At 68.8% G+C, this 16,905-nt stretch carries 16 protein-coding genes; 15 read left to right on the top strand and 1 reads right to left on the bottom strand.

Annotation, left to right across the window (positions count from 1 at the left end):
• Nucleotides 1-9: 9 nt before the first annotated feature.
• The 3 genes from BDK89_RS08605 to BDK89_RS08595 all read left to right on the top strand — a co-directional run bounded on the left by BDK89_RS08605 (nucleotide 10) and on the right by BDK89_RS08595 (nucleotide 3,927).
• Nucleotides 10-1,527, top strand: coding sequence for a class I adenylate-forming enzyme family protein (locus BDK89_RS08605; protein WP_243839126.1), 1,518 nt, complete (start codon nucleotides 10-12; stop codon nucleotides 1,525-1,527).
• Nucleotides 1,528-1,618: 91 nt separating this feature from the next.
• Nucleotides 1,619-3,319, top strand: a complete 1,701-nt coding sequence (locus tag BDK89_RS08600; protein WP_133868559.1) for a glycoside hydrolase family 13 protein — start codon at nucleotides 1,619-1,621, stop codon at nucleotides 3,317-3,319.
• Between the two features lie 113 nt (nucleotides 3,320-3,432).
• On the top strand, nucleotides 3,433-3,927 hold the full coding sequence (locus tag BDK89_RS08595; protein WP_133868558.1) for a hypothetical protein: 495 nt from the start codon (nucleotides 3,433-3,435) through the stop codon (nucleotides 3,925-3,927).
• Between the two features lie 25 nt (nucleotides 3,928-3,952).
• Here the strand turns inward: BDK89_RS08595 and BDK89_RS08590 are convergent, their stop codons facing one another.
• Entirely contained in the window at nucleotides 3,953-5,065 is a 1,113-nt protein-coding gene (locus tag BDK89_RS08590; protein WP_133868557.1) for an acyl-CoA dehydrogenase family protein, read from the bottom strand.
• Between the two features lie 86 nt (nucleotides 5,066-5,151).
• On the opposite strand from BDK89_RS08590, the gene BDK89_RS08585 reads away from it, so the two are divergent.
• The 12 genes from BDK89_RS08585 (at nucleotide 5,152) to BDK89_RS08530 (ending at nucleotide 16,869) form a co-directional block, all read left to right on the top strand.
• Entirely contained in the window at nucleotides 5,152-5,940 is a 789-nt protein-coding gene (locus tag BDK89_RS08585) for an LLM class flavin-dependent oxidoreductase (RefSeq protein WP_133868556.1), read from the top strand.
• A 43-nt stretch (nucleotides 5,941-5,983) separates the two neighbouring features.
• On the top strand, nucleotides 5,984-7,597 hold the full coding sequence (locus tag BDK89_RS08580) for an acyl-CoA synthetase (protein WP_243839125.1): 1,614 nt from the start codon (nucleotides 5,984-5,986) through the stop codon (nucleotides 7,595-7,597).
• 95 nt (nucleotides 7,598-7,692) lie between these two features.
• Nucleotides 7,693-8,406 (top strand): HAD family hydrolase, encoded by a 714-nt coding sequence (locus BDK89_RS08575; RefSeq protein ID WP_133868554.1) that lies wholly within the window; start codon nucleotides 7,693-7,695, stop codon nucleotides 8,404-8,406.
• Nucleotides 8,407-8,485: 79 nt separating this feature from the next.
• A complete protein-coding gene (locus BDK89_RS08570) occupies nucleotides 8,486-10,876 on the top strand; it encodes a glycoside hydrolase family 65 protein (protein WP_133868553.1) in 2,391 nt (796 codons plus the stop codon).
• 76 nt (nucleotides 10,877-10,952) lie between these two features.
• A complete protein-coding gene (locus BDK89_RS08565; RefSeq protein WP_133868552.1) occupies nucleotides 10,953-11,849 on the top strand; it encodes an SDR family oxidoreductase in 897 nt (298 codons plus the stop codon).
• A 118-nt stretch (nucleotides 11,850-11,967) separates the two neighbouring features.
• On the top strand, nucleotides 11,968-12,162 hold the full coding sequence (locus tag BDK89_RS08560; RefSeq protein ID WP_133868551.1) for a (2Fe-2S)-binding protein: 195 nt from the start codon (nucleotides 11,968-11,970) through the stop codon (nucleotides 12,160-12,162).
• Nucleotides 12,163-12,201: 39 nt separating this feature from the next.
• Complete coding sequence (bfr, locus tag BDK89_RS08555; RefSeq protein WP_133868550.1) at nucleotides 12,202-12,672, top strand: bacterioferritin; 471 nt, start codon at nucleotides 12,202-12,204, stop codon at nucleotides 12,670-12,672.
• Nucleotides 12,673-12,717: 45 nt separating this feature from the next.
• Entirely contained in the window at nucleotides 12,718-12,999 is a 282-nt protein-coding gene (locus BDK89_RS08550) for a lipopolysaccharide assembly protein LapA domain-containing protein (RefSeq protein ID WP_133868549.1), read from the top strand.
• 1 nt (nucleotide 13,000) lies between these two features.
• Nucleotides 13,001-13,840, top strand: coding sequence for an alpha/beta fold hydrolase (locus tag BDK89_RS08545; protein ID WP_133868548.1), 840 nt, complete (start codon nucleotides 13,001-13,003; stop codon nucleotides 13,838-13,840).
• Nucleotides 13,841-13,910: 70 nt separating this feature from the next.
• Nucleotides 13,911-14,762 (top strand): RecB family exonuclease, encoded by an 852-nt coding sequence (locus BDK89_RS08540; protein ID WP_133868547.1) that lies wholly within the window; start codon nucleotides 13,911-13,913, stop codon nucleotides 14,760-14,762.
• A complete protein-coding gene (locus BDK89_RS08535) occupies nucleotides 14,759-15,445 on the top strand; it encodes a phosphatase PAP2 family protein (RefSeq protein ID WP_133868546.1) in 687 nt (228 codons plus the stop codon). The genes BDK89_RS08540 and BDK89_RS08535 overlap by 4 nt, the downstream gene beginning before the upstream one ends.
• A 44-nt stretch (nucleotides 15,446-15,489) precedes the next feature.
• Nucleotides 15,490-16,869, top strand: a complete 1,380-nt coding sequence (locus tag BDK89_RS08530) for a wax ester/triacylglycerol synthase domain-containing protein (RefSeq protein WP_133868545.1) — start codon at nucleotides 15,490-15,492, stop codon at nucleotides 16,867-16,869.
• Nucleotides 16,870-16,905 lie beyond the last annotated feature (36 nt).

The following is a 16,905-nucleotide window of genomic DNA, read 5'->3' as shown; positions in this document are numbered from 1 at the left end:
AATCGGCGCGTGCAGACCTTCGTTCACACGATCCGACGCGCCCTCGCGCTCACGCCCGACCACGAGGCCCTCGTGTGCGGCGACGTGCGCCTCGACTACACCGAGTTCGCGGGCCGGCTCCGTCGACTCCACGGGTTGCTCGCCGATCTCGGCACGGCACCGGGCGATCGGGTCGCCATCGTGGCGTTCAACTCGATCGCCTTCACCGAGCTGTACTGCGCGGTGCCGATGTCCGGACGCGTGCAGGTACCGCTCAACTTCCGCTGGGCGGCACCGGAACTCGCCTACGCACTGGAGGACTCGGGGGCGAAGGTGCTGTTCTGCGATCGCGACCCCGGCCCGCTCGCCGACCTCGTCGACACGGTCGTGCGGATCGACACCGGCGAGTACGAGGACCGGCTCGCATCGGCCGACGAGGTCGAGTTCGACGCAGCCGCGGTCGCCGAGGACGACCTGGCCGGGCTGTTCTACACGGGCGGCACGACCGGGGTGAGCAAGGGCGTGATGCTCACCCACCGCAACCTGATCGCGAACGCCTGGAACACCCAGTTCGTCCAGCCGATGACGTCGGCCGACCGCTACCTGGTCATGGCGCCGATGTTCCACGCAGCCGGCTCGATCAGTCTCCTGCAGTCGATCCTCGTCGGTGCCTGCCAGGTGCTGCTCCCCGCCTTCTCCCCCGGCGAGATGCTCGACCTCGTCGAGCGTGAACGCATCACCCAGACGCTCGGCGTCCCGACGATGGTCGCCGCCACCGTCGAGGAGCAGATGCAGCGCCCGCGCGACGTCTCGTCGCTCGTCGGCTACGCCCACGGCGGCTCCCCGATCGCGCTCGAGGTCGTGCGGCGCGGCATGCAGGCGTTCCCCGACGCCGACTTCATCCACCTCTACGGCGCCACCGAGACCTCGCCGCTGCTGACGGGCCTCGCCGACGAGGCGGCGCTGATCGACCACGACCGGGCCCGTTCGGCCGGTCAGCCGGTGCTCGGCTGCGAGATCGTGATCCGCGACGGCGCCGGCAACCCCCTGCCGGCCGGCGAGATCGGCGAGGTGACCGCTGCCGGCGCCAACATCATGGTGGGCTACTGGAACAAGCCCGAACAGACCGAGGCGGCGCTCCGAGACGGCTTCTACTGGACCGGCGACGTCGGTCGCCTCGACGAGCACGGTTACCTGTTCCTGCTCGACCGCTCGAAGGACATGATCATCTCGGGCGGCGAGAACATCTACTGCACCGAGGTCGAGGACGCGATCTACACCCATCCGGCCGTGCTCGAGGCCACGGTGTTCGGCATTCCCGACGAACAGTGGGGCGAGGCGGTGCACGCGGTCGTGGTGCTCCGCGAGAACGAGTCGGCCGGCGAGGCCGACATCATCGCCCACTGCCGCGAGGCCATCGCTGCCTACAAGGTGCCGCGCTCGGTGTCGTTCCAGTCGGAGCCGCTCCCGAAGTCGGGGCCCGGCAAGGTTCTCAAGCGCGAGTTGCGCGCCCCGTTCTGGGCAGGGCGCGACACCCAGATCGTCTGAACCGGCGGCCGACGACCGCCATGGCCCGTGTGACACAACCCACGCCGATCTCCACTGGCGCGCGATGTAAGCGGTTGCATACTGTCTCGCTGTGAGCCCACAGCAGACCGCCGTGCCCGACGTCCATGTGCCCTGGTGGCGACGGGGAACGATCTATCAGGTGTACCCACGGTCGTTCGCCGACGCGAACGGCGACGGCACCGGCGACGTCGACGGAATCCGTTCGAAGCTGCCGTATCTGAGCGACCTCGGCGTCGACGGCATCTGGATCAGCCCGTGGTACCCGTCGCCGCTCGCCGACGGCGGCTACGACGTCGCCGACTACCGCGACATCAACCCGATGTTCGGCACCCTCGCCGACGCCGAGCGTCTGCTCGACGAGGCGCACGAACTCGGCATCAAGGTGATCGTCGACCTCGTGCCCAACCACACGTCGCGCGAGCACCGCTGGTTCCAGGCGGCGCTCGCTGCAGGATCCGGCTCGGCCGAGCGCGCCATGTACATGTTCCGTCCCGGCCGCGGTGACGACGGCGAACTGCCGCCGAACAACTGGCGATCGGTGTTCGGCGGACCGGCGTGGACGCGGGTCGACGACGGCGAGTGGTACCTCCATCTGTTCGACTCGAGCCAGCCCGACCTCGACTGGACCAACGAGCGGGTGCGTGAGGAGTTCGACGCGATCTTCCGCTTCTGGCTCGATCGTGGCGTCGACGGCTTCCGGATCGACGTCGCGCACGGCATGGTCAAAGACCCCGCACTGCCCGATCTCGACGGCGAACAGGAACTGCTCGGCACCAACTTCGCGGTGAACCACCCGCACTGGGACCGCGACGGCGTGCACGAGATCAACCGTCGCTGGCGGGCGGTACTCGACGAGGTCGATCGAGACGTGATGATGGTCGCCGAGGCGTGGGTCGTGCCCGAGCACCTCGGTCTGTACCTGCGCCCCGACGAGTATCACCAGTCGTTCAACTTCGACTTCCTCACCGCCGACTGGGGCCACGACGAAGCTCGCGACGCCATCGTGCGAGCCCTCGACGCGGCGCAGACCGTCGGATCCACCCCGACCTGGACGCTCTCGAACCACGACGTGATGCGCCATGCCACCCGATACGGGCTGCCGAAGGGCACCGATTGGCGGGCGTGGCCGCTCGCCGGGCCGGCCGACGCCCTCGACCCGGTCGCCGGTCTCCGCCGTGCGAAGGCCATGACGATGCTGCTCATGGCGCTCCCCGGGTCGCTGTACGTCTACCAGGGTGAGGAGCTCGGCCTGCCCGACGTGTGGGATCTGCCGACCGACGTGCTCGACGACCCGGTCTGGGAAGACTCCGGCCACACCCAGAAGGGCCGAGACGGCTGCCGCGTCCCGATGCCATGGACCCCCGACGGCACCTCGTACGGATTCGGCTCGGACGGCGCCTGGCTCCCCCAGCCTCCGGTGTACGGCGAACTCGCCGCGGCGGCGCAGTCGGGCGTCGACGGCTCGACGCTCGAGCTGTATCGAGCCGGCCTCGACCTGCGCAAGCGCTACTTCGAGGCCGACGAGCAGCTCACCTGGCTCGACCTCGGACCCGACGTGCTCGCGTTCCGTCGCGGCACCGGTGCAGTCTGCGCCCTCAACTACGGCTCCGACCCGGTCGCCCTGCCGGCGGGTGGGCTCCTGCTCGGCTCCGAGCCCGGCATGACGGCGATCGAACCCGAGACGTGCGTCTGGGTCGACCCCGACCTGCGCCCCTCGCTCGCCGATCGCCGCCGCCAACGGGAGATGCGCCGCCCCGGCTCCCAGCGCTGACACGTCCGAGCATCCCCTGATTGCGCTCTGAAGCGGCGTCTGGCACGCTGTGCCCCGCCCCGGCGTTCCTCGACGCCGGCGAGTTGGCTGACGCGTCGACGGAGGTGGGACACATGCGGACATGGGCCGAATCTGCTGAACGTGCGGCCCTCCGAGTGTTCGCCGTCGCCGTCATCGTTGCACCGTCAGCAGCGTGCGGCGACAGCACGGCCGCGACGGTGTCGAACTCGACGCCTAACGCGACGACTCCCACCAGCACGTCGCCTGTCACGACGGCCAGCACGACGACCAGCACGCCGACCAGTGCGCCCGCTGACTGCGCTGCCGCCGACCTGGAGGGTGCGGACGCACTGCGGTTCGTCGAACTGCTCCCCATCGTCGACTCGGACGCCGACGAGGCCATGTCGACCGAGGCGTGGGCTGCATTGAACCAAGAGTGGAGAGATGCAGCGAGCAGGGTCTTGGACGGCACCTGCGAAACGTCACTCCTGACGAACTGCGCGGCCCTCGGAGTCGAGTGCCGCGTCGGGCCGGGCACCGACGACGAGCGCTTCGACCGACTCGAGGTTGCCATCACCTCCGGCGTCGTCAGGGTCGTCTGGTACTAGCCCCGTCGACCGGGAGCCACGCCGGTCAGATCATGCGGGCATCGAACTCGGCGCCGAGGAGGTGCTTGCCCAGCGTCTCGTTGAGCTTGGGGGCCACCATGATGTGCTGGGTCACGACGTGGGCGTCACGGACGCACCGACCGAGGGTCGAGGTGTCGTACACGGCCGACCCGCCGGCCAACTCGTAGGCCGCCGTCGCCACGCCGACGCACTCGCTCGCAGCGTGCGCGGCAGCGAGCCGCATGGCGACCCGGGCGTCGACATCGACCGGGCGACCGGCCACCGCAGCGTCCCACGCCGCGCCGACCTCCGTCCTCAGCAGGGCCCTGGCGGCTCGCCAGCGGGCCTCGGCACGGGCGAACTCGGTCTGGGCGAAGCCGCTCTGGGCGAGCGTCTTCGACGAGAACTGCGGGGTCTTCCCGACGGCGAGATCGCGCAACTCGTCGAGCGCCCGACGGGCGTTGCCGATGCCGGTCGCTGCGATGCCGAGCGCGAGCAGCGTGAAGTTCGGGAACCGGGCGACCGGGTCGTCGACCGTCGGCTGGTCGACGCCCACACGAATGGTGTGGTCGAGCGGCACCGTGACGCCATCGACCGAGAAGTCCAGCGAACCGGTGCCGCGCATGCCGCCGACGTGCCAGGTGTCGTGGAAGTCGACGTCGTCGGAGCGGAAGAAACAGATCCGTTGGGTGCCGTCGTCGCACATCGCCCCACCGACGATCCACGCACAGTGCTGCGTACCGCTCCCCCACTGCCAACGCCCGGTGACGCGAACCGAGTCACCCTCGACGACACCACGCCCGTTCGGGGCGAACACGCCGCCGCTCGCCACCGACGGCGTGTCGAACACCGATGCGGCCACGGCCGAGTCGAGGAAGATCGCGAGCGACGACGTGACTGACGCGATGCCCGCGCACCACCCGGCCGACGCATCGCCCGCGGCGATCTCGGCGACCGCGTCGATCATCGCCAGCGGCCCGAGTCCGGTACCGCCGTAGGAAGCCGGAAGACACAGCGTGAGCGCACCGGCGTCGGCCAATGCGTCGACGGTCGCCTCCGGCAGGCGTCGAAGCCGCTCGGCTTCGACGGCGTTGTCGCGTGCGACCTTGGCCGCGTGTTCGATCGTGCTGCTCCCCATGTCGCTCGCGATCGTACGACGCCGGCCGTCGCCGGTCGCAGCGGACACCCCTGGCCGCCCGGTCACGAGCGCGGTACCGTCGTCACATGCAGTACGGGTTCGTCATCCCGTGGGCCGATGCCCGTGAGGTCGGCGAACTGGCCGCGGTCGCCGAAGAGTACGGCTGGGACGGCGTCTTCGTCTGGGAGCCGGTCTGGGGTGTCGACGCCTGGGTCAGCCTGGCGCTGGCCGCCGTGCGCACGGGCCGGATCCGGCTCGGCACGATGCTCACCCCGCCCTCGCGCCGCAAGCCGTGGGAGCTGGCGAGCCAGACGGCCACCGTCGACCGGTTGAGCGGCGGCCGGCTGACACTGTCGGTCGGTCTCGGCGCGCCGGAGAGCGGCTTCACCTCGTTCGGCGAAGAAGCCGACAAGCGCACCCGCGCCGAGTTGATGGACGAGTGCCTCGACATCGTCGCCGGGCTGTGGGGCGGCCAACCGTTCGAGTACCACGGCAAGCACTACGACGTGTCTCCCACCGATTTCCCCACCATCGGCCACGTCGCGCAAGACCCGCGACCTCCCGTCTGGTGCGTCGGGGCGATCGGCTACGAGAAGTCGATGGCGCGAGCGCTGCGGTGGGACGGCCTCATCCCGCAGGTGATCGACGAGAACGGTGCCCGCCAGGCCAACCTCGAAGAGCTCCAGTCGATCGCGGGCGATCTGCCCGACGGCTACGACGTGATCGTGGAGGGCGCCCAGGCCGAACACTCCCCTGCCGCGTGGGCCGACGCCGGCGCCACCTGGTGGATCGAGTCGCAGTGGGACGCCGTCGGTCAGGCCGAACCGGCCCTCGCAACCGTCGACCGGTTGCGCGACGGCCCTCCCTCCGCCTGACGCCGCCTTCCCGATCACTGCGGCAGCCGATTACGTTCGAACCGTGACCGACAGCGGCTGGAACCTCGCGAACGTCTTCGAGACGATCGCCGATCAGATCCCCGACGCCCTCGCCCAACACCAGGGCGACCGGACGTTCACCTGGGCCGAGTTCGACCGCCGCGCCGACGGCTTCGCCCGCGCCCTGCTCGACGCCGGGTTCGGCGAGCAGGACAAGGTTGCTCAGTACCTCTACAACTCGCCCGAGTACATCGAGAGCCTCTTCGGCTGCTTCAAGGCCGGGATGGCCACGGTCAACACCAACTACCGCTACGCCGCCGACGAACTCGTCTACCTCTGGGACAACGCCGACGTCGTCGCCGTCGTGTTCCACGGCGAGTTCGTGGGTCACATCGACGAGATCCGCGATCGCCTCCCCGACATCCGGCTGTGGCTCTGGGTCGACGACGGCAGCGGCGCGTGCCCCGATTGGGCGACCCCGTACGAGCAGGCGGCGACGTCGAACCCCGGCCGCACCGAAGGACCGTGGGGGCGCTCCGGCGACCATCTCTTCCTCCTCTACACCGGCGGCACGACCGGCATGCCGAAGGGCGTGATGTGGCGCCAGGACGACATGTTCGGCGCGCTCGACTCGAACAACCGCAAACGGATGCCGCCCGAACAAGACCTCGAGGCGGTCGCCGGTCGCGTCACGAAGCCCGGCCCGAAGGGCATGCCCGGCGCCCCGCTCATGCACGGCACCGGGCTGTTCAACGCGATCTCCACGCTGATGGTCGGCGGGTCCGTCACCTGCATGGAGGGTCGCCGCTTCGATCCGACCGAGCTGCTCGACACCGTCGAAGAGCACCGCATCAACTCGATCTCGATCGTCGGCGACGCGTTCGCCAAGCCGATCCTGAAGGCGCTCGATGCCGAACCCGACCGCTGGGACATCTCCTCGCTGCGGGTCATCGTCTCGTCCGGGGTGATCTGGTCGAAAGAGACCAAGGACGGACTGCTCCGTCACAACGACCGGCTCATCATGGTCGACTCCCTCGGGTCGAGCGAAGCGATCGGCATGGCCACCAACACCACCCGCTCCGGGGAGGGCGACGGCACCGCCAAGTTCGAGCTCGGCGCTTCGACCCGGGTCGTCACCGAGGACGGACGCGACGTCGTCCCCGGTTCGGGCGAGATCGGTCGGGTCGCGATGCGCGGCAACACGCCGATCGGCTACTACAAGGACCCCGAGAAGTCGGCCGCCACGTTCCAGATCATCGACGGCGTCCGTTACTCGATCCCGGGCGACTGGGCCGAGGTCCTGGCCGACGGCACGGTCAAACTGCTCGGACGCGGCAGCCAGTGCATCAACACCGGCGGCGAGAAGGTCTACCCCGAAGAGGTCGAGGAGTGCCTGAAGCTGCATCCGACGGTGCACGACGCCGCCGTCGTCGGGGTGCCCGACGAACGCTTCGGCGAGGCGATCAACGCGCTGGTCGAACCGAACCCGGGCGAGACGATCGACCCCGACGCACTGATCGAACACGTGAAGTCGCACCTCGCCCGATACAAGGCACCGAAAGCCGTGTACGAGATCGCATCGATCGGCCGGGCGGTCAACGGCAAGCTCGACTACAAGGCGCTGAAGGCGATCGCCGAGTCGAACCTCGACGCCTGACGCCGACCCGACACGGCGCTGTTCACACGCCCGTTCGGCCCGGTTCACCCGTGGGGTGAAAGCGCTTTCGTGACGACCGCTAGCATCGGCCCGCGATGACCCTCTCGATCAACTGGACTCGAGCCGGCGCCGTGTTGTTCGATCTGGACGGCGTCGTGACGCCGACGGCACGGATCCACGAACGCGCCTGGGCCGACCTCTTCGCCGACTACGACTTCACGCCCGACGACTACCTCGCGTCCGTCGACGGACGACCCCGCTACGACGGCGTGCAGACCTTTCTGCGCTCACGGGGCGTCGAACTCCCGTGGGGCGACCCGAGCGACCCGCCGGGCGACACCACCGTGTGCGCCATGGGCAACCGCAAGAACGACAGCTTCAACGCGGTGCTCGAACGCGACGGCATCGCGCCCTACCCCGGCACGATGGTCGTGATCGACGCCTTGGACGCGGCCGGTGTGCCGAGCGCGATCGTGTCGTCGTCGCGGAACGCCCGCGCGGTCCTCGCCGCGGCCGAGATCACCGACCGGTTCGTCACCGTCGTCGACGGCACGACGGCGGCCGAGGAGCACCTCGCCGGCAAGCCCGACCCGGCGATGTTCCTCGCTGCAGCGGCGCACGTCGACGTCGACCCGGCCCGCTGCATCGTGGTCGAGGACGCCACGTCGGGGGTCGCTGCCGGCGCCGCCGGCGGCTTCTCACTCGTCATCGGCATCGATCGCGGCGGCAATCGCGAGTCGCTCCTCGCCGCCGGCGCCGACCTCGTCGTCGACGACCTCGACGAGACGATCGTCTCCAACCGCCCATGACCGCCCGGTCGCTCACGATCATCGGCTCGCGCGCCGATGAATTCACGACCACACCGTCCCACCGCCGATCGGACACGCCATGAAGATCAGACCCGGCAAGGCGAGCATCCCGCGCCATCGCTTCCCCGTCGAGCCGTGGCGGCTCGTCGAGACCGAACCCGACGAGCGAGACCTCGGCCTCACCGAGACGTTGTTCGCCAACGGCAACGGGTACATCGGCATGCGTGCCAACCCGAGCGAGGGTCGCAACGCCCACACCCACGGTACATACCTCAACGGCTTCCACGAGACGTGGGACATCAAGCACGCCGAGAACGCGTTCGCGTTCGCGAAGACGGGTCAGACGATCGTCGACGTGCCCGACGCCAAGCTGATGAAGCTCTACGTCGACGACGAACCGCTGCTGCTCGCGAACGCCGAGTTGCAGCATTACGAGCGGGCGGTCGATTTCCGCACCGGCGTGTCGCACCGCGACCTGGTGTGGCGCACCCCCGCCGGCAAGATCGTCCACGTCCGCACCGAGCGCATGGTCGCGCTCGCCCACCGCCACCTGGCCGTGTTGTCGTTGGAAGTGACGATCGAGAACGGCGACGCGCCGATCGTCGTGTCGTCACAGCTCCTGAACCGCCAGGACGGCGAGGACGAGTACCACGTCCGTTCGGCGGCACTCGGCGAGGGGCGCGACCCGCGCCAGGCGTCGCGGTTCGACCACCGCGTCCTCGAACCCCGCGAGCAACGGCACGCCGACCCCGACGATCCGGCCGGTGGCGAGGTCAGCCTCGGCTACCGCTGCGTGAACAGCGGCATGACGATGGCCGCCTCGTACCGCCACGAGGTCCAGACCGATTGCGAGTGCGAGGTCGAGACCAGCGTCGGGCACGACCTGGCCAAGACGGTGTTCACCTTCGACGCCCACGAGGGCCAGACGATCCGACTCGTGAAGTACGTGGCCTATCACTCGTCGCGCGGCGTGCCGCCCCAGGAACTCGCCGACCGCTGTCACCGCACGATCGAGCGGGCTCGCGACGTCGGCCGTGACGCGCTCTATGCCGAGCAGCGCGAGTGGCTCGACGAGTTCTGGGCCCGCTCCGACGTCGAGGTCGTCGGCGACCCCGCCGCACAGCAGGCGATCCGCCTCAACCTGTACCACCTGGCGCAGGCGACGGCCCGCACCCACGAGCAGGGCGTTGCTGCCAAGGCCGTGACCGCCGGTGGCTACGACGGCCACTACTTCTGGGACACCGAGGTGTACGTCCTGCCGTTCCTCGCGTATACGAACCCCGACGCAGCTCGCAAGCTCCTCCGGTTCCGGTACCGGATGCTCGACAAGGCCCGCGAACGTGCGACCGAGCTCAGCCAGAAGGGCGCCCTGTACCCGTGGCGGACGATCAACGGCGAGGAGGCCTCGGCCTACTACGCCGCCGGGACCGCCCAGTACCACATCAACGCCGGCATCATGTACGCCCTCGAGCGCTACCTGTACGCGACGGGCGACGTGGAGTTCCTCGCCGACGAGGGCGCCGAGATGCTGGTCGAAACCGCCCGGCTCTACGAAGACCTCGGCTTCTTCGGCACCAACGGGTCGACGCACTTCCACATCCACGGTGTCACGGGCCCCGACGAATACACGACGGTCGTCAACGACAACCTGTACACGAACGTCATGGCGCGGTTCACGATGCGGTACGCCGCCCGCTGCGTGGCGTTCCTGCGCGAGTTCGCACCCGACTCCTACGCCCGGCTCGTCAGGCGCACCGGCCTCACCGACGACGAGCCGCTGGGGTGGCATCGGGCGTGCGACGCGATGTACCTGCCCTACGACGAAGACCTCGGCATCCATCCACAGGACGCCAGCTTCCTCGACAAGGAGCGGTGGGACTTCAGCGAGACGCCGTCCGACAAGTACCCGCTGCTCCTCCACTACCACCCGCTGGTCATCTACCGATTCCAGGTACTCAAGCAGGCCGACGTGGTCTTGGCGATGTTCCTCCGACGCGAGGTCTTCACCGACGATCAGAAGCGTCGCAACTTCGACTACTACGACCCGCTCACGACCGGCGACTCGTCGCTGTCCGCATGTGTCCAGTCGATCGCCGCTGCCGACATCGGCTACGACGACCTGGCCTGGAAGTACTTCGAGCAGTCGTTGTACCTCGACCTGTCCGACGCACACCAGAACACCTCCGACGGCATGCACATCGCGAACGCCGGTGGCGTCTGGGCAGCGCTCGTGCACGGCTTCGGCGGGATGGACGACAACGGCGAGGTGCTGACGGTTCGGCCGCGCCTGCCCGAGGCGTGGCAGGCGTTGACGTACCACCTGCACCGCCACGGCAGCGACATCACCGTGCGCGTCGACGCCGACGGCGCCACGATCGAGGTCACCACCGGCAACCCCGTCCCGGTCCGCTCCGGCGACGACATCGTGCTCGTCGAGCCCGGCTCGTCGACCCGCGTCCCACCCGCCTGACGCATCGATCTCGCGGCGATTCCCGCGACGATCCCCGTTTGGAGGCCACGGATTACCGACCGGTAACGTGACCGCCATGACTGAAGCTCTGGGTTTCGACGGCAAGGTGGCGATCATCACGGGCGCAGGCGGTGGCCTGGGCCGTGAGCACGCCCTGATGATGGCGTCGCGCGGCGCACTCGTCGTGGTGAACGATCTCGGCGGTGCCGTCGACGGCACCGGCAGCGACAAGGGCGCCGCCGAACGCGTCGTCGACGAGATCAAGGAAGCCGGCGGCGAGGCCGTTGCCGACACCAACTCGGTCGCCACCCCCGAAGGCGGCGCAGCGATCGTGCAGACCGCCATCGACGCCTTCGGACGCATCGACATCGTCGTGAACAACGCCGGCATCCTGCGCGACAAGTCGTTCCACAACATGACCCCCGACCTGTGGGCCCCCGTCGTCGACGTCCACCTCAACGGCGCCTACCACGTCACCGCTGCCGCCTGGCCGCACATGCGCGAGCAGAGCTATGGCCGCATCGTGTCGACGGCGTCCGGCGCCGGCATCTTCGGCAACTTCGGCCAGGCCAACTACGGCGCCGCCAAGATGGCGCTCGTCGGGTTCACGAACGTGCTCGCGATCGAGGGCGCCTCGAAGAACATCAAGGCCAACGTCATCGCCCCGGTCGCGAAGACCCGCATGACCGAAGATCTGCTCGGACCCCTGGGCGAGAAGGTCGCCCCCCAGTACGTCAGCCCGATCGTCACCTACCTGGCGCATGAGAGCTGCGAGCCGACCGGGCGCATCTTCTCGGTCGCCGGCGGCCGTGTCGCCGAGATCTTCATCGGTGAGGGTCCCGGCTTCACCGACCCCGACCTGTCGCCCGAGTCGATCGCCTCCAACTTCGACCAGGTCACCAACCGCGATACGTACGACGTGCCGAACCAGATGGGCGAGGAGATCGGCCTGTACCTGAAGCACCTGAGCTGAGCGCAGCGCCGCTGCGACCTCCGCTCCGACAGGGCCGCGACACCTCCGGGTGATCGCGGCCTTGTCGCGTCCGGCCGGGGTTGCAACACACCCGGTGTTAGGTCTACCTTATTCATCGATGGCTTACGTGTGTCTGTGCAACAGCGTCAGCGAGCGCAAGGTCCGCCGTGTGATCGATCACGGCGCCTCGTCGATCGACGAGGTCGGCGCGGCGTGCGGCGCCGGCACCACGTGCCACGGATGCCACGACACGATCGACGACCTCCTCGACGAGCAACGTGTGTCGATCCCCCGCCTGCGCCGCGTGTCGTGAACCTCCCGCGGCGTCCACAACGGCGGTAAGGTCGTCGCGATGCAGGGCAACCCCGAGATCATCGAACTGCTCAACGAGGTTCTGACCGCCGAGCTCACGGCGATCAACCAGTACTTCCTCCACGCCAAGATCATGGACGACTGGGGCTACAAGAAGCTCGGCGACTACACCAAGCACGAGTCGATCGACGAGATGAAGCACGCCGAGGCGGTCACCGACCGCATCCTGCTGCTCGACGGCCTGCCCAACTACCAGCGCTACTTCCCGCTCCGGATCGGTGAAACGGTGCCCGAGATGTTCCAGGCCGACCTCGAACTCGAGTACACCGCGGTCGAGCGCCTCAACCGAGCGATCGCGAAGTCGGTCGAGGTCGGCGACAACGGGTCGCGCGAGCTGTTCGAGCAGATCCTCGTCTCCGAAGAAGAACACATCGACTGGCTCGAGACGCAGCTGACCGCGATCTCCCAGATCGGCGTCGAGAACTACCTCAGCCAGCAGCTCGGCGAGTGACCCGTCGGTGGCGTCGCGCCGCCACCGATCTGCCAAGCTGCACCCATGACGTACCACGAAGTACGCGAGAACCACCACCCCGACGAGGGAGGCGGCCGCAACCTCCCGTCGATCAAGCTGGTCGCCCTGCTGGTGGTCGCCGTCGCGATCATCGTGTTCTTCTTCCAGAACACCGATTCGGTCGAGGTCGAGTTCTTGTGGATGGACGTGAACTGGCCGGTTCGCAGCGTCATCCTCATCTCGCTCGTCGCCGGCATGATCATCGCCCGTCTGGGCAGCTTCTTCTGGAACCGGGCTCGCCGCCGCAAGAACGAGCGCGACGACTGACGTGCTGCACCTCGATTCGGTCGACGACGCGTCGATCGCGGTCTACGACCTCGCCGGCGACGCGTCGCTCCCTCCCCTGCTGATCTCCCACGCAACGGGATTCCACGCCCACTGCTACCTGCCCGTCGCACGAGCGCTCGGCGAGCGCTACCACGTGTGGGCGCTCGATCATCGCGGTCACGGCCACAGCACCGTGCCCGCCGAGTGGAGCGTCGACTGGAAGCCGTTCGGCGTCGACACCCGGCTGGTGGCCGAACACATCGCCCCGGACGGCGGTCTCGTCGGCGTCGGCCATTCGATGGGCGGCGCCACCTTGTTGATGGCCGCCCACGCAGACCCCGGACGCTTCGACCACCTCGTCCTGTTCGAACCGATCTCGTTCCCCGGCACCGACTACGACCCCGATCCGGACGAGGAACTCCCGATCGCCCAGGGCGCCCGACGCCGGCGGCGCCGATTCCCGTCGCGGCAGGCGGCGATCGACAACTACGCCTCGAAACCGCCGCTGGCGCTGATGCAACCCGAGGTGCTCGCCGACTACGTCGAGCACGGGTTCCGCGACGCCGTCGACGAGCACGGCGAGCCCGTCGTCGAGCTGCGGTGCGCTCCCGAGTTCGAGGCCGCGGTGTTCATGACCGGCGGGGCAAACGGGGTGTGGGACCTGCTCCCCGAGATCGAGACGCCGTGCACGATCGTCAGCGGCGTCGTGTCCGAGACCGAACCGTCGCGCGTGTCCGAACCGCTGGCCGAACGGTTGCCGAACGCCCGCTACGTGCGGTTCGACGACCAGACCCATTTCGGACCGTTCAGTCATCCCGGCGAGTTCGCGGCGCTCGTCTGACCGGAACGGTCGGGCCGGCAGCAGCACTCCGCGAACCCTGTGACACCCCGCGCGTAGCATGGACGCCACGATGACCGATCTGGCCACTGCATCCTCCGACACCCCCACCTGGACCGTCCCGACGAGCCTGTCGCCGTCTCGCGTCGAGTCGTTCCTCTCGTGCCCGCTGGCGTTCCGCTTCTCGTCGATCGAGAAGCTCCCCGACCCCCCGACGGTCGCGACCACCCGCGGCTCGCTCGTACATCGGGCGCTCGAAATCCTGTTCACGCTGCCGGCGGCCGACCGCACGCCGGCCGCCCTCGATCGCAGCCTCGACGCCGCGATCCTCGAGTACCAGCAGATGCCCGACTACACGGCGCTCCAGCTCGACCGTGAGCAGGCCACGAAGTTCGAGCGCGAGTGCCGCGAGCTGTGCTCGAACTACCTGAAGATCGAAGATCCGCGGACGGTTCGCGAGATCGGTCTCGAGCTCAAGCTCGAGGCGCCGGTCGGCGACCTGACCCTACGCGGCATCATCGACCGCCTCGAACTCGACGCCGACGGTGAGCTGGTCGTCACCGACTACAAGACCGGCCGGGCGCCGAGCCCCAACTGGGAACGCAAGAGCCTGTCGGGCGTGCACTTCTACTCGTTCTTGTGCGAGTCGGTCTTCGGGAAGCGGCCGGCGGCGATCCGTCTGATGTATCTGAAGTCGGGCGAGACAATCACGGCGACACCGTCCGAACAGTCGACCAAGTTCCTCACGACACGCACGAGCGCGGTCTGGAAGGCGGTTGCGACGGCGTGCGAGCGCGACGACTTCCGGCCCCGCCAGAGCAACCTGTGCAGCTGGTGCGCGTATCAGCGCTGGTGTCCCGAGTTCGGCGGCGACCCGTCGCTCGCCGCCACCGAGGCGCCGGTGACGCTGGCGAGCCGCTCGTGACCGACGAACACCCCATCCGCGACGGCGTCGACCACGCGATCGACGCAGCACGTGACGTGCCGGGCGTCGGAGCGATCGTCGACGCCGCCGAGAACGCCGATCAGGCCGCCCACGAGTACCCGGGCGACGACCGCCCCCAGGGTTCGACGTTGGGCGACGCCGTCCGCTGGTTCGACGACACGGTCGACGCCTTCCTCGAGCCGTGGCGCGACCAGCCGGTCGTCAGCGCGATCATGGGCGCCGCCACGAACGCCGGTGAGTTCAGCGGCATCTGGCACGCGTCCAACATCGTGCGCGGCATCGCCCTCGGCCGACCCGATCAGGTCGTGGCGCTCGGGGTCGGGATCGGCCTCGAGAGCCTCGTGGTGAATCAGGGCCTGAAGCGGCTGTTCAAGCGTCGCCGCCCGACCACCGGCGGCGACGACCGCTTCGACATCCGCACTCCCCTCACGTCGTCGTTCCCGAGCGGGCACGCGAGCGCCGCGGCGTTCGCCGCAACGACCCTCATCGCCTGGGACGGCAAGCGATCGATCCCGCTGTGGGGCACGATGGCAGCCACCGTCGCCGTCAGCCGTCCCTTCGTCCGGATCCACCACGGCTCCGACATCGTGGGCGGCGTCGTCGCCGGCGTCGGCATGGCGCTGATCGCCCGCCGGGTGTTCACACGGCTCGGCGTCGCCTAGCCCGGCCATCGCACGGCCGACGCCCACCCTTTAGGATCGGCGCCATGACGGATGAGATGCGGTTCGACAGAGCGATGTCCGACGCCGAAGGGCTGATGTGGCGGCTCGAGAAAGATCCGCATCTGTCGTCGAACTTCGCGAGCGTCGCCATCCTCGATCGCGCACCAGACCCCGACTCGTTCCGACGCAAGATGGAACACGCTGTCGCAGCGATCCCCCGCCTTCGCCAGCGGGTCGTGCCGAGCCCGGCGAACCTGTCGGCGCCCGTGTGGGCGGACGACCCCGAGTTCTCGCTCGACCGCCACCTGCGTCGCATCGCATGCCCGAAGCCGGGCACCGTCCAGCAGGTCGTCGACCTGGCGACCCTCCTGGTCGCCGACCCGTTCGATCGGACCCGTCCGCTCTGGCAGTTCATCGTCGTCGAGGGCTTGCGGGGCGGCAAGGCCGCCCTCATCGCCAAGATGCACCACACCATCACCGACGGTGAGCGCGGCGTCGAACTGTCGATGCAGTACCTCGACTTCGAACGCGACGCCCCCGAACTCCCACCGCTGGCCGTCGACGCCGAACAGTCGGCGCCTCCCGAGCCCGACCCGGCCGACCCCATCCGCGATCTCGTGGCCGGTGGGATGCGGATCCCGATCGGGATCGTCCGCCAGGTCCGCGATCTGTTGGCCGATCCGACGAGTCTTCCCGATGCGTCGAGCGCCGCCTCCAAGACGCTGCACGGCATCGTGTCGCAACTGTCCGACACCGAGGCCGCTCGCTCGCCGCTGTGGACCGCCCGCTCGCTCGACCGACACGTCGAGACCCTGCGGGCGCCGTTCCGGCCGACGAAGGACGCGGCGAAGAAGCTCGGTGGCACGCTCAACACGGCGTTCCTCACCGCGGCTGCCGACGCCGCAGCGAACTACCACATCCGACTCGGCTCGCCGGTGGAGACACTTCGAGCGTCGATGGCGATCTCGACTCGCACGGCCGACTCGGGCGGCAACGCGTTCTCGCTGGCACGCATGCTTGTGCCGACCGAGGAGATGCCGATCGACGAACGGTTCCGGGCGATCCACGAACAGAGCCTCGCTGCCCGCGAAGCATCGAAGTCGGCAGGTCTCGACGCGCTGGCAGCGATCACGACGGTGCTGCCGACATCGCTGATCACCCGACTCGCGCGGCAGCAGGCGCACACGGTCGACTTCGCCACGTCGAACGTCAAGGGGTCACCGATCCCGGTCTACGTGTCGGGGGCGCAGCTGCTCGAGATCTACCCGATCGGCCCGCTGCTGGGCGTGGCGTTCAACCTGACGTTGATGTCGTATCTCGGCAGCCTCGACATGGCGATGCACGTCGACACGGCCGCGATCACGGAGCCCGCCCTGCTCGCCGAGTGCCTCGACGACGCATTCAAGCGACTCGCGAAGGTCTGACTCTCGCCGATCGGCGAGAGGCGTTTGGGGGGTGGT

This window comes from Ilumatobacter fluminis, assembly GCF_004364865.1.
GTDB classification, from domain to species: Bacteria; Actinomycetota; Acidimicrobiia; order Acidimicrobiales; family Ilumatobacteraceae; genus Ilumatobacter; species Ilumatobacter fluminis.
This window is presented reverse-complemented; position numbering and strand designations above follow the sequence as displayed.

Bases quoted from the DNA above. Each gene is read 5' to 3' on its own strand.
- BDK89_RS08530 (WP_133868545.1), top strand. From the start codon at position 15,490: ATGACGGATGAGATGCGGTTCGACAGAGCGATGTCCGACGCCGAAGGG.
- BDK89_RS08540 (WP_133868547.1), top strand. From the start codon at position 13,911: ATGACCGATCTGGCCACTGCATCCTCCGACACCCCCACCTGGACCGTC.
- BDK89_RS08595 (WP_133868558.1), top strand. From the start codon at position 3,433: ATGCGGACATGGGCCGAATCTGCTGAACGTGCGGCCCTCCGAGTGTTC.
- BDK89_RS08590 (WP_133868557.1), bottom strand. From the start codon at position 5,065: ATGGGGAGCAGCACGATCGAACACGCGGCCAAGGTCGCACGCGACAAC.
- BDK89_RS08560 (WP_133868551.1), top strand. From the start codon at position 11,968: ATGGCTTACGTGTGTCTGTGCAACAGCGTCAGCGAGCGCAAGGTCCGC.
- BDK89_RS08550 (WP_133868549.1), top strand. From the start codon at position 12,718: ATGACGTACCACGAAGTACGCGAGAACCACCACCCCGACGAGGGAGGC.
- BDK89_RS08565 (WP_133868552.1), top strand. From the start codon at position 10,953: ATGACTGAAGCTCTGGGTTTCGACGGCAAGGTGGCGATCATCACGGGC.
- bfr (WP_133868550.1), top strand. From the start codon at position 12,202: ATGCAGGGCAACCCCGAGATCATCGAACTGCTCAACGAGGTTCTGACC.
- BDK89_RS08575 (WP_133868554.1), top strand. From the start codon at position 7,693: ATGACCCTCTCGATCAACTGGACTCGAGCCGGCGCCGTGTTGTTCGAT.
- BDK89_RS08585 (WP_133868556.1), top strand. From the start codon at position 5,152: ATGCAGTACGGGTTCGTCATCCCGTGGGCCGATGCCCGTGAGGTCGGC.
- BDK89_RS08570 (WP_133868553.1), top strand. From the start codon at position 8,486: ATGAAGATCAGACCCGGCAAGGCGAGCATCCCGCGCCATCGCTTCCCC.